General features: G+C 32.1%; 16 protein-coding genes. 4 read left to right on the top strand and 12 right to left on the bottom strand.

Features of this window, described 5'->3' with window-relative positions; all coding sequences use genetic code 11:
- Nucleotides 1-10: 10 nt before the first annotated feature.
- Entirely contained in the window at nucleotides 11-610 is a 600-nt protein-coding gene (locus MEFER_RS02990; protein WP_015791154.1) for a HemK2/MTQ2 family protein methyltransferase, read from the top strand.
- Between the two features lie 74 nt (nucleotides 611-684).
- Complete coding sequence (locus MEFER_RS02985) at nucleotides 685-1,419, top strand: Nif3-like dinuclear metal center hexameric protein (RefSeq protein ID WP_015791153.1); 735 nt, start codon at nucleotides 685-687, stop codon at nucleotides 1,417-1,419.
- On the opposite strand, the gene MEFER_RS02980 is transcribed toward MEFER_RS02985, so the two are convergent.
- The 8 genes from MEFER_RS02980 to MEFER_RS02945 are packed head-to-tail and all read right to left on the bottom strand — an operon-like array spanning nucleotide 1,408 to nucleotide 8,672.
- Nucleotides 1,408-2,175: a TatD family hydrolase gene (locus tag MEFER_RS02980; protein WP_211204178.1), complete on the bottom strand. Its 768-nt coding sequence runs from the start codon at nucleotides 2,173-2,175 to the stop codon at nucleotides 1,408-1,410. The two genes, MEFER_RS02985 and MEFER_RS02980, sit on opposite strands and share 12 nt — an antisense overlap.
- Before the next feature lie 42 nt (nucleotides 2,176-2,217).
- A complete protein-coding gene (locus MEFER_RS02975) occupies nucleotides 2,218-2,802 on the bottom strand; it encodes a SagB/ThcOx family dehydrogenase (protein WP_015791151.1) in 585 nt (194 codons plus the stop codon).
- A gap of 32 nt (nucleotides 2,803-2,834) precedes the next feature.
- Complete coding sequence (locus MEFER_RS02970) at nucleotides 2,835-3,371, bottom strand: tRNA (cytidine(56)-2'-O)-methyltransferase (RefSeq protein WP_015791150.1); 537 nt, start codon at nucleotides 3,369-3,371, stop codon at nucleotides 2,835-2,837.
- A 12-nt stretch (nucleotides 3,372-3,383) separates the two neighbouring features.
- Complete coding sequence (gene larC, locus MEFER_RS02965; protein ID WP_015791149.1) at nucleotides 3,384-4,517, bottom strand: nickel pincer cofactor biosynthesis protein LarC; 1,134 nt, start codon at nucleotides 4,515-4,517, stop codon at nucleotides 3,384-3,386.
- A 55-nt stretch (nucleotides 4,518-4,572) separates the two neighbouring features.
- On the bottom strand, nucleotides 4,573-7,344 hold the full coding sequence (locus MEFER_RS02960; protein WP_015791148.1) for an STT3 domain-containing protein: 2,772 nt from the start codon (nucleotides 7,342-7,344) through the stop codon (nucleotides 4,573-4,575).
- Nucleotides 7,325-7,663 carry a DUF190 domain-containing protein gene (locus tag MEFER_RS02955; RefSeq protein WP_015791147.1) on the bottom strand — a complete coding sequence of 113 codons (339 nt, stop codon included), beginning with the start codon at nucleotides 7,661-7,663 and terminating at the stop codon, nucleotides 7,325-7,327. The genes MEFER_RS02960 and MEFER_RS02955 overlap by 20 nt, the downstream gene beginning before the upstream one ends.
- Nucleotides 7,664-7,672: 9 nt before the next feature.
- Entirely contained in the window at nucleotides 7,673-8,047 is a 375-nt protein-coding gene (gene crcB, locus MEFER_RS02950; protein ID WP_015791146.1) for a fluoride efflux transporter CrcB, read from the bottom strand.
- Between the two features lies 1 nt (nucleotide 8,048).
- Nucleotides 8,049-8,672, bottom strand: coding sequence for a cobalt-precorrin-7 (C(5))-methyltransferase (locus MEFER_RS02945; RefSeq protein ID WP_015791145.1), 624 nt, complete (start codon nucleotides 8,670-8,672; stop codon nucleotides 8,049-8,051).
- A gap of 67 nt (nucleotides 8,673-8,739) precedes the next feature.
- Here MEFER_RS02945 and MEFER_RS02940 point away from each other — a divergent pair, with 67 nt between their 5' ends.
- Entirely contained in the window at nucleotides 8,740-9,900 is a 1,161-nt protein-coding gene (locus MEFER_RS02940) for a geranylgeranyl reductase family protein (protein ID WP_015791144.1), read from the top strand.
- Nucleotides 9,901-9,903: 3 nt separating this feature from the next.
- Here MEFER_RS02940 and MEFER_RS02935 read toward each other — a convergent pair whose 3' ends face one another.
- Genes MEFER_RS02935 through MEFER_RS02925 form a run of 4 tightly spaced genes read right to left on the bottom strand, consistent with a single transcriptional unit; the run spans nucleotide 9,904 to nucleotide 11,475 of the window.
- Nucleotides 9,904-10,617, bottom strand: a complete 714-nt coding sequence (locus MEFER_RS02935; protein WP_015791143.1) for a glycosyltransferase family 2 protein — start codon at nucleotides 10,615-10,617, stop codon at nucleotides 9,904-9,906.
- Nucleotides 10,592-10,870 carry a hypothetical protein gene (locus MEFER_RS02930; protein WP_015791142.1) on the bottom strand — a complete coding sequence of 93 codons (279 nt, stop codon included), beginning with the start codon at nucleotides 10,868-10,870 and terminating at the stop codon, nucleotides 10,592-10,594. Before MEFER_RS02930 ends, MEFER_RS02935 begins: the two co-directional genes overlap by 26 nt.
- 4 nt (nucleotides 10,871-10,874) lie before the next feature.
- The gene (locus MEFER_RS08415; RefSeq protein WP_015791141.1) at nucleotides 10,875-11,045 is read right to left on the bottom strand and encodes a hypothetical protein; all 171 of its coding nucleotides are present in this window, start codon (nucleotides 11,043-11,045) and stop codon (nucleotides 10,875-10,877) included.
- Nucleotides 11,046-11,055: 10 nt separating this feature from the next.
- Nucleotides 11,056-11,475 (bottom strand): DUF61 family protein, encoded by a 420-nt coding sequence (locus MEFER_RS02925; protein ID WP_048056301.1) that lies wholly within the window; start codon nucleotides 11,473-11,475, stop codon nucleotides 11,056-11,058.
- Nucleotides 11,476-11,567: 92 nt separating this feature from the next.
- On the opposite strand from MEFER_RS02925, the gene MEFER_RS02920 reads away from it, so the two are divergent.
- Nucleotides 11,568-12,407, top strand: coding sequence for a CBS domain-containing protein (locus MEFER_RS02920; RefSeq protein ID WP_015791139.1), 840 nt, complete (start codon nucleotides 11,568-11,570; stop codon nucleotides 12,405-12,407).
- Nucleotides 12,408-12,433 lie beyond the last annotated feature (26 nt).

The following is a 12,433-nucleotide window of genomic DNA, read 5'->3' as shown; positions in this document are numbered from 1 at the left end:
GTGAAAAGTGATGATAATAGAGATTGAAGGCATTAAACTAAAATTACATCCTGAAGTATATGAACCTGCTGAAGACTCAATTTTATTGTTAAAAAATCTTGTTGATGTCAAAGGTAAAGAAGTTTTAGAAATAGGTGTAGGAACTGGATTAATTTCAATTGCATGTGCAAAAAAAGGGGCTAAAAAAGTTGTGGGTGTTGATATAAATCCCTATGCTGTAAAATTGGCTGAAGAAAATGCTAAATTAAATAATCTAAATAATGCCGATATCTCATTTATAAGGAGTGATTTATTTGAAAATGTCAGTGGAACATTTGATGTTATCCTCTTCAATCCTCCATACCTACCAACATCAGAAGATGATTTGATTGATAGCTATATAAATTACGCCTTTGATGGAGGAAAAGATGGGAGGGAGATTTTAGATAGATTTATTGACAATCTACCAAATTATTTAAAAAAGGGCGGGGTAGTTCAAATACTGCAGAGCTCATTAACTGGAGAGGAGAAAACAGTTAATAGGCTAAAATCCCTAGGCTTAAAAGTTGAAAAAGTTGCCTCATTGAAAATTCCTTTTGAAGAACTTATGGTTATAAACGCATCCTTTTAATAAAAGCCTGGGGAATTAGTTTTAATGAAACTTTTTCTAAAAGTTTCGGTTATAAACGCTTGGAGGTTATAAATATGAAAGCTAAAGAAATTATTGAGTTTATTGAGAACTTTGCTCCTAAAGATTTAGCTATTGAAGGAGATAACGTTGGATTACAGGTTGGGGATGATTTAAACAAAGAGATAAAAAAGTTGGGCATTGCTTTAGACCCTTCACTCTCGGTTATTAAAAAGGCAGAAGAGGAAGAAGTTGATTTCTTATTTACCCACCACCCACTATTAAAAGATCCAATAAGGAACTTTACCGGAGTTATCTACAAAAAGTTGAAAATATTGATGAAAAATGATATTATTCTATACTCTGCCCATACAAATTTAGATATTTGCAAAAATGGGTTGAATGATGCCTTAGCTGAAGTTTATAATTTGGAGGATATTAAACCTCTATATGAAAATGGACTTGGAAGAGTTGGAATTTTTAAAGGACGTTTTGAAGAGTTTTTGGATATAACAAAAAAATACATACATAAAAACCCCATAATTGTTAAAAGTAAAGATATAGGAGACAATTTTAGATTGGCAGTTTTGTCAGGTTATGGACTATCTCAATCATCTATAAAGTATGTTGCTGAGAGGGCGGATGTTTATCTTTCAGGAGATTTAACTCATCACTCAAAAATCTTGGCTGAAGAGCTTGGCTTAGTTGTTGTTGATGCCACACATTACTCAACTGAGGTTTTTGGACTAAAAAAGTTTAAGGAATTTTTATCATCAAATTTAGATTTGGAAATAGTTAGCTTAGACTTTTAGATTAAACAACTCCAAAGCGTTTTTTTGAGACACTTTATCAATAATCTCCTTCCCAATGCCCTCAATTTTCATCTTTAAAACAGTTCCTGGCACAGCTAAAACATCTGAAGGGTTTGAGGAGCAGTCACTATTTAGCAAAATTTTATTGGCGAAATCTTTATTTTCTTTTATTATTTCAACAGCTTCCAATGGAGTTAGTTTACCTGGCTGAACGGTTAATCCAGCATAGAATCCAGCATCTAATGCCCATTTTACAGTTTCTTTATTACAATGCTCTATAACTATGTTGCTATTTTTTAAATTTAACGTTGAAATCTCATCCAATATTATTTTAGTTATTTCCTCTTTATTTCTTCTTGGAGTATGCACAACCGCAGGGAGTTTTGATTCTTCAGCTAAGAGCAACTGTTTTATGAAAACTTCCCTCTCTTCTTTTGTAGCTTTCTCTAAACCAATCTCTCCAATGCCCACAACCTTATCATGATTTATATAATCCCTTATTTTATTTAATGCTTCATCAACCTCAGGAGGAATTGCTCTCGGATGCATTCCCACACAAACAAATAAATTTAACCCAACTTTTTTAGCTCTTTCTATTTCACCATTTAAAAGTTTCTCAACATGCGCCTCCCAAACTTTAACATTTTTCATTTCAAATGGGTCGTGAGCTAAGGTTATAACTCCATCTAAACACATTGCCATTAACTCCAAATCTTCCAAACCCCTTGTATCTGAGTGTATGTGAGTATCTATCAACATCTCACCCCCAAAAAATAAATAATAAATAAAAATAAAATATTACTCTATTTTTCTTCCAACTGGCATTAATAAGAGAGGATGCTCTTTAATCTTTAAAATCTCCTTTACCTCATCATCATAAAATGCTCCAACCGATACTGTCCCCAAACCTAAGGAAGTTGCCATCAAATATACGTTCTGAGCTACATGCCCAACTTCCATATAAACGTATCTAAACCCTCTATCTCCATAAACACTTATTGTCCTCTCATAATCTGCGGCTATAATTAAAACAATTGGAGCTACAGCAATAAACATCTGTCTCAATGCTGCCAAAGCCAATTCATGCCCAACCTCTTCCTCTAAAACCCTAACTATTGAATGCCTCTCTGGGATGTATTTATAAACCCCCTCCTCAACTCCAATAACATCCCTCACATTTACATAAATCTCCAATGGATATGTCGCTCCAGCAGAGGGGACTGTCTTAAAGCCCCTCTCATCAGTTATCCCATAGGCGGCAAATAAAATATGAGATAGCTCTCTCAAAGTTAAAGGGGCAGAGCTATACTCCCTAATAGACCTTCTCTTTATTAAAACATCCTCTAACTTTATCTCCTCTATATCTGGTAGTTGAATCTCCATAGTATCACTCAATATAATGTGGCTTATATTATCTATTTTTGGTTTTCTCTTATAACTACTTTTCCTTTGTTTGATGGGACAATTTTTATTTTTGCATCCTCAAAGTCCCTATAAAGTGTCTTTCCTTCAAACAATCTATCTAAAAAGATAGCCAAAGCCGCAACTTCTGAATGTGGTTGATTACCAACGGATATGTTATAATCAGCAAGTTCATAAACTTCTTTTGGCACTTTTTCAGCTCCAATTATAATTAAAATGTCTTTATCTCTGCCTATCTTTTTAATTTCTGGCATCATCTCATTTATATTTGCCCCATACATCGTTAAATGAATTACAACTCCTCTCTTTTTAAACTCTTTGATGTATTTCTTCCAATGCTTTTCAACAACAAACTTAAAGTTACCACCCCAACTTTCTACAACCTTTTTAACGCTGTTTTCAACATGTTCATCTTCAACTGTAAATATTATCTTATCCGCTCCCAAAGCTCTCGCTGTTAAAGCTACATGGGTTGATATCCTCTTATCTCTATCTCCTCTATGCCCCAATCTCAAAACTTCAACAACCATAATAACTCCCTATTAGTTAATTTGTTTAATTGATTTATACAACTCTTTCAAAGGAATGTTGTATTTCTTAGCTATTTTTTTCAAATCCTCAAATTCAGGTTTTTGAGAGATTATTTCATCATCAACTCTCCCAATTTTTACCCTAACATCTTCATTAAATAGTTTTATTGTTTTAAACTCCCTATCCGCTATTATTCTATCTATTTTAAACACTCTAATTCCTAAACTGCCTGTTTCCCTCATTATAATCTTAGCTACCTCATTAACCCTATCTTTATCAACAACAGCCCTTATTGTGTAGGCAGGTCTATTCTTCTTCATAAATGTTGGGATAAAATGTAAATCCCTAACCCTTCCATCTAAAATATCATGTAAATACCCCAACACCTCAGGTGAAACATCATCAACATTTGTTTCCAATAAAACTATATCTTCCCTCTTTATGTTTTCAATCTTAAAAACTCTTAAAGTGTTTGGAAAGTTATTGAAATCTTTATCCCCTGCACCATATGAGATTTTTTTTACAGTAAAACTTTCCTTAATTAATTTTGGGTTTATATACTTTATAATAGCCGCTCCGGTGGGTGTTGTTAGCTCTTCATTAATATCTGAGAAAAATATTTTAAACCCTTTTAATATCTCAGCAGTTGCAGGAGCTGGAACTGGATATAAACCATGCTCCGTCTTTACAAAACCATTTCCTACATTTATTGGTTTATAAAAGCAATTATCTTTTAAATTTAACTTATTTATTATGTAAGAAGCTCCAACTATATCGGCTATTGTATCATAATTCCCAACCTCATGGAAATGGACATTTTCCACATCAACGTTGTGAATTTTGCTTTCAGCTTCAGCCAATATTTTTAAAATTTCTAAGGCAGAGGTCTTAATACTATCTGAGATGTTGGCTTTTTTAATTATATTAACAATTTCTTTGTATGTATTTGCTTCATATTCAACATCTTTTGGAATTATATTAACTTTATTTGCCAATATGTGGCACTTTTTAACTTTTTTTATCTCTATATCTACATTAATAACTTTTTTAATAATATTTATAAGCTCTTCTTTATCAACAAAATCAATCATGGCTGATAAAAACATATCTCCACTAATCCCAGAAAAGGGGTCTAACAAAAACATAAAAACCTCCTCTTTTATTTTTTAAAACTTAAAAAGAGTTAAAAATTAAAAAAATTTAATTTAAATAATCAGTTCCATAATCTACCTTATAAATCTTAAATCCTGGCTGGACACCAAAGTTTGTTGGGTCTATTGTTGCCTTAACCAATTTTATATGCTTCAATCCATAGCCATCCAAGAAGTGCAATTTAGCATAAACACTATCCTCCAAGTTTCTTGTTGCTAACCAAGCATAGCCCCTTCCATTTGCCTCCAATCTAACAAACTCTGATAACTGCCCATCCTCATTTAATACAACTTCCCTAACACCCAAAGGTGTTTTAACATACAACTTATGTATCTTAAACACTCCCACAATCTTTGTTTGTCCATTTACTTTTTGAACAATTGCCGTTGAGATGTTTGTGTTATTTATTAATGTAACATAATTGTAGCCATATACATTTACATTTGTCAAGATTGTCCCATTTCCTAAATAATAAGATGTTCCTTTATAAAATACCCCTTTCTCTCTTTTTTCATTTGGAGTGTTTGGTGGTAAAGAGAAGTTCCAGAATCCAAACATACTCCAAACTGGGGCTATGTCTGTCATTCTGTTGTAGGTTATTAAATAATCAGGATTTGGATGTTCAGGATGAGTTGCATTTAAAACTAACTTTGCCTCTTCATCACTTAAACCATATTTTTTAGTTAATATTTCATAAGCTTTACTCCTACTTACTGGCAATATTTCATTCAATATCTCAACGGTCTTTGAGACATTGTTATTTGTATAGTTCATTAAAACACTACCCTCTTTAAATGCCTCATCCCCACTTGTTGCCAACATCCTAATTATCCCAATGGATAGGTTTTCGTTTGATGTAGCGAAAGCCCTCCCAACCCAGTAAGCTCTTGGAGTGTTCTGACTTCCACCATCAAATGTTACCATCCTTCTTGCTTCATAGGTATAAATATGCCCGTTATCCCACCAGCAGGTTATAACTGAGTTGTTTGGAGCACTTGCTTTAATCCAATCTAATCCCTCTTTCCATCCGTCGTTAAATGTTGGAGCTGTTGAGAATGGAATTACAGCAGATAATGGTGGGATAACAACTCCAATACAAAGCAATATTGAAGATAGCTTTATTATTACTTCCTTTTTATCATTTATTGAAGAAATAATATCTGAGATTTTATATACAATCAATATAGCCAATACAATTAAAAATCCGTATGCAATTGCAGGAACGTAGGTTGTTGGCAATAATATCTCAGAGATTTTTGTGGAGTATTTTGATAATATTATTAAACCAAATATTCCTGCTGGAATTCCTAATCCAAATACAGCAATGTCATTTTTCATTTTTAATAACCTATCTAACTGCCCAATGAGGATTCCTAAACCAATAGCCAATGGAGGAGTTGCCAATGCCGCAAACCTAATCCCTTTTGTTGCAGCATATAGAGTTACTGATAACCATATAGTCAATAATATGGCATATTTTACATCAAATTTAACTTTTTTATATCTCAATGATATGAATGATAATATTATCCCAAAAATTCCAGCTATTGCAATAGTTTTTGAACCAATGGCATTTGTAAATATCTCTCTCCATGAATTTGGTTTTGCAAGCTCACCTACTGTTGTATAAACGTTAGGCCATCCAGTTGTTTGTGAGTATGTTGAAAGTATTTGTTTATATCCCAAAGGTGAAGTGATTGGTGATATTGCCATATTTACTCCATATATTACCGTTAATAATACAAGAGAGCCAATTATGTATAATGCTGACAAGCAAATAACATTTTTAAGGTTTCCAATATCTACGAACTCTTTTAGTTTTACCTGTGATTTTAACAATGCCAGTGCAATGATGTAGATTACTAAGAAAGCAGTTATTATATCAAATCCATACCACCAAGCCCCCCACATTTTTGGGGCTACTGCTGTTAATATCACAGCCAATAAGGCAAATAACTCAAACTCCACATTTTCATTTTTCATCTTTTTAATTCCAGCTATTATTAAACCCATTAAAATGAACGCCAATGATATTGCATAAAATAACGCTGAGGCAATAACCACACTTTCTCCTGAGGCAATGTTTAAATAAACTCCAATTATTAGCTCGGTTATTAATGCAATAATGATAAATAAAGATATAGGATTTCTTAAATCTTTTTTAAATAAAGCAGTTTTTTCTTGATTGTGTATTGCTTCAAGGATAAACCACACTATAAAGAGTATCGGTAAAACCTCAAATATCGGAGTGTCTGCAAATCCAGCACAGGTCTTATATAATAAACCAGGAGCTGATATTAAGGCAATTGCCCCAGCAATTCCTCCAATGTTACTGTTTGTAACTCTCCTAACTATGAAATAAATTGGTATTCCCAAAAGCATTGAAAGAATTGCTGGAACCCAGAAGGCAGCGTTCATAATGGTTACTGTTGTATCAATAGAATGCCATATTTTATAAAGGGTTAATGTTGCTAAACATATGACTGGTGGCTCCCAAGGTAGTGGATGTCCTGGAGGAGCGTATTGATACAAATCATAAGGCATTTCTTTTCCATTAATTATTTTTATCGTTTCCCCACAGTGTCCGTTGTTGTAGAGGTTTTCAGATAATCTTAGGTAGTAGTAAGGGTCTAGAGCTAAGAGATACATCCTTCCATTCTCATCTGAGAACATATCTTTTAAAAACTCATTATCTTTGGCGAATTTCATATCCGCTGTCTGGGCTCTTAGTTGAAAGCTTATAAACATCAGCATTAAGAGAATTAAAAGTATTTTTACCCAGCTTTTCTCTTTAAAGAAATTATTTATCTTCTCCAACATGAATTTCACCTTTGTACACGTAGCCATCAATTATTGTTATCAATCCATTATCTTTAAGAATTTCATATAATTTTGGTAATACCCTATTTATATTTTCTTCAGTGTCAATACATTCTACAACTACTGGGAGATTTATAGACAGCCTGAATATGTCCATCTCAGCTATCCCTCTAACTCCATAACCACATATCCCTTTATAGACTGTAGCTCCGCTAATCCCCTCCTTTTTTAATATTTTGACTATATGTTTATACATCACATCATCTTTAAACTTATCCCCCTCCCTCAAATAAATCCTCAAGATTTTCACTTTTATCATTTATTTCACCTATTTAAATATAATGAGTGCTAAAACCCTACCAAAATAAACCATGATTAAACAGCCAATTACATTGATTAATATGTTTAATAGAGATTTAATTAGCAATCCTTCATCAATCAAGGCAAAAGTTTCATAAGAGAAGGTTGAAAACGTTGTTAAAGCTCCACAGAAACCAGTTCCAATAAACAACTTATATTCAGTAGATATTGATGTAAATAAAGAGCTATATAACAAAAATCCTAAAATAAAACTTCCTATTAAATTAACTGCCAAAGTTCCAGTAGGTATGCCAAATTTTACTGGAATAATTCCACTAATTATATACCTAAATACAGCTCCAAAAAATCCTCCAACGCCTATTAATAACAGCTCCCTAACCATCCTACCCCTCATAAACACAAACCGTTAAATAGGAAAACTCTCCTTCCGATATTTCTTTTAGAGATTTTAAGCTTATTTTTTCGTTTGGATAGGTTAGATTTTCTAAAACCCATATTTTTGTTTCTGGATTTATACCATTACTTATTAAAAATTTTACATCATCTCTTAAATTGTTTGGTAAAAATATAACTTTTTCATGATTTTTAATTAGGTTTAAAAGCTTTTCCCTATTTTCTTCTTTTCCATGAAGGGTTATGATATTATAATCCTCCCAAGAAATTTTTAACTTTGAAGCTGCTATTTGTATGGATGAAATGCCAGATATAACCTCAATATCTTCTTTTTTAATGCCAATTTTTAATAGTGTTTTCAACAAACCGCTAAAGCAGGGATCTCCAGTGGATAATATAGCAATATTTTTATTTTTTGTATCTTTATCATTTAGTATATTTTTTAATTCCTCGACTAAATTTTTCGTTAAAATTATTTTTTTATCTTCGTCCAAATTAAATAATCCCAAAGCTCTCTTACTACCTACAACCAAATCAGCATTTTCAACAATATTTACTGCTTTCAAGGTTAAATAATCTTTATCTCCAGGACCAATGCCTACGATGTAAATCATGCTATCCCTTAAACTATTTATAATAAGTTTTAATTTTGGAATAATATTTAGGGATTCTGGTGATAATTTGGATGACTATGATGTTGTTATCATTGGCGGAGGACCAGTAGGTTGTATTACAGGGGAGAATATAAAAAATGGTAGGGTTTTAATTGTTGAGGAGCATCAAAGTATTGGAGTTCCTTTACAATGTGCTGGATTAATAAGCAAAAATGGAGCTAAAGAGCTCGGTAATCCAAAAGGCGTTGTTAATAAAGTTAGGGGAGCTTATATTTGTTCAAAAAGCAACATGGTGAAAATTGGAAATGAGGAAATTAGGGCTTATGTTTTTGAGAGAAAAGTTATGGATAAAGATATAGCTATAAGAGCAGGAAAAAAATGTGATTTTTTATTAAAAGCTTATGGAGAAATTGAAAAAGATAAAAAAGGATATAAAGTTAAAATATCTCATTTAGGAGAAAAAATATATTTAAATCCAGAAGTTGTTGTTGGTGCTGATGGCTCTAAAACAATAACAGGAAAAAAATTGGGTTTAGTTAATAATAAAAATAGGGAGATTTTGTCGAGTTGTCAGTTTGAAATGGTTAATGCCGACTGTGACGATGATTTTGTTTATGTTTTTTTAGATAAGAGGTATTCTGAAAGGTTTTTTACATGGATTATTCCAATGGGAGATGATAGAGTTAGAGTGGGCTTATTAGATAGAGGGAACTGCTACAACAAGCTGATGAAGTTTATAAACGAAAATGAAACAGCAAAAGAGATATTGAAAAATGCAACAATAACTGAATTTTCTTCCGGTTCTCTGCCGATTGGTTATTTGGAGAGATCTGTTAAGGATAATGTTTTATTGGTTGGAGATGCCGCATGCCATGTAAAGCCTTTAAGTGGTGGAGGGCTGTATTTTGGAGCTGTTGGAGGAAAGATAGCTGGAGAAATTATTAGCAGATATTTAAATGGTGAGATAGATAATTTAGAGCTTTATGATAAAAAATGGAAGGAAGAATTTGGAAATGAGATAAAAAATAGCTTAATAATTAGAAAATTATTTTTAAAATTGAAAAATGATACTTTGGATGAGATTATTGGAAAATTAAAAACAAAAAGTGAGCTAATTGATTATATCAATAAATATGGAGATATGGATAGACAGGCATCTTTAATAATAAAGGTTTTAAAAATCTTTAGATTTTGGATGGGATTTAAAATTTTGAAAGATTTGTTATAAAATTTAAAAAATCTTCTGCATAATCAATTTAAACAAGATTTTAAAGCCGGTTATAACGTTAGTTCCTCTACTTATTGAGTATTCTGTATAGATTGTTTTTATTGGCACTTCTTTTAATTTCAACTTATGTTTTTTGGCCAAGATTATAAATTCTGAAGAAACTTCATACCTATCACTTTTTAAGTCCTTTATTATTTTTTTAGCAGCTTCATAAGAGAAAGCCCTTAAACCACTTTGGCTGTCAGTTACAAAATAACCTCCCATCAAACGAGTTATAAAGTTTAATCCAAAATTACCTATCCTTTTTACTAAAGGCATGTTTTTTAACTCATTCTTATCCATCATCCTACTACCAACAACCATATCGAAGCCATCAAATAATATTGGCTTAACAACCTTTTCAATATCTTTGGGGTGGTGTTGCCCATCTGCATCAAAAGTTACAATTATTTTTGGTTTATACATTAAAGCGCATTTAATTCCGGTTCCTAAAGCTCCTCCAAGACCTCTATTTAATAAATGCCTACATACAATAACATTCTCTTTTATGGCAATCTCTGAAGTTTTGTCAGCTGAGCCATCATCAACAACAATTATATTTTTATATCCTTCCTTTTTTAAACTCTTTAGAGTTTTTCCAATCATCTTTTCTTCGTTAAATGCGGGAACAACAATAAATACCTCATCCTTATTAATTTGGCTGTTTTGCATTTCCATTATCTCCACCTATTACCTTACAGAAGGCAAACGCTCCAACTACTCCACATATAAATAGGGCTAAGGCAATTGTATCGGCAAAGGCAATATTGTATTTTTGAGAAATAACTACTATCAAAGTTCCAATAACTACAGTTAATAAAGATTCCCCAATTAAAACGTTAGAAGTCTCTTTTTTAAAAGAGAGTCTTAACCCTACCAATGCTGAAAAGCTCAATGCAATAATTGCAAAAATCCAGACAAATATATTCATTTTATCACCAATAATACTTTATCATTAAAATTACAAAAATCACTGCCCCAATAAACACTGCTAACCATACCCATATATTTAGGATAAACAAAAATTTAAATATTTTCTCTCTATTTTCTGGGTCATTTAAAAGCTTTTTTATTGGATCTCTTCCATAATATTTTTTTCTTTTCATAATATCCCTTTTAGTCAGATAAGGATAACTTAAATATAAGCTGTGTTGTTGTTGGCAACTCCTTCCTAACAATTTTTAGTTCTGGTTTATATATATACATTACATCTTTTTCTGAAAAGATATCTATCTCCCTACCCAATATCTTTGAGATAACTTTGACCTCTTCTTTTCCACTAACTTTTATGGCCCCTCCTAACGAGGAATCAACCTCTAAGACAATAGGAATTCTTAAATTTTTACTTGCAATTTCCTTTAAAAATTCGAGCTCTCTCCTTTTTATCCTATGCCTCTTACCATTGATTATTACATGTGGTTTCTCTTCCTCCAACAACTCTCCCAAAGTTTTTTTCTTAAATCTTGGATTCATATCTTTTATTATTCCCTTTATAATTTTTTCCACATCTTTCATATCAACCACAATGATAATTATTTTATAGTGAGGAGAAAAATATTATTTATTGTAAATCTAATTTTCATTTGAAGTATTTAAAGTTTTAAATTAAAATGCCATGAGGGATAAGCGTGAAAGTAACTAAAATAGCTAAAAATAAAGAAGTTGTTACGGTATATCCAACAACTACAATAAGAAAGGCATTAATGACAATGAATGAAAACAAATACAGAAGATTGCCAGTTGTAAATCCTGGAAATAATAAGGTTGTTGGTATCATTACGAGCATGGATATCGTAAATTTCATGGGAGGGGGTTCAAAATACAACCTCATTAGAGAGAAGCATGGAAGGAATTTTTTAGCAGCTATAAACGAGCCAGTTAGAGAGATAATGGAGGAGAATGTTATAACTCTCAAGGAGAATGCAGATATTGATGAGGCTATAGAGACGTTTTTAACAAAAAATGTTGGTGGAGTCCCTATAGTTAATGATGATAACCAGTTAATTTCATTAATTACAGAGAGAGACACAATAAGGGCTTTATTAAATAAAATAGACGAAAGCGAGACAATTGATGATTATATAACGAGAGATGTTATCGTAGCTACACCAGGAGAGAGATTAAAAGATGTTGCAAGAACCATGGTTAGAAATGGATTTAGAAGATTGCCGGTTGTTAGTGAGGAGAGATTAGTGGGGATTATAACTTCAACTGATTTTATAAAGCTTTTAGGTGGTGATTGGGCTTTTAATCAGATGCAGACAGGAAATGTTAGGGAGATAACAAACGTTAGAATGGAAGAGATTATGAAGAGGGATGTTATAACTGCTAAAGAAGGATATAAGCTGAGAGAAGTAGCTGAAACAATGATAAATAATGATATTGGAGCTTTGCCAGTAGTTGATGATGATTTAAAGGTTGTGGGGATTATTACTGAGAAGGATGTTTTAAAATACTTTGCTAAATAATCTTATTATTTTATTTTTGGGGATAT

Origin of the sequence: Methanocaldococcus fervens AG86 (assembly GCF_000023985.1) — an archaeon.
Classification (GTDB): Archaea; AGJL01; Methanococci; order Methanococcales; family Methanocaldococcaceae; genus Methanocaldococcus; species Methanocaldococcus fervens.
Note: the sequence above shows the minus strand (reverse complement) of the source record. Positions and strands in the feature narration are given on the sequence as shown.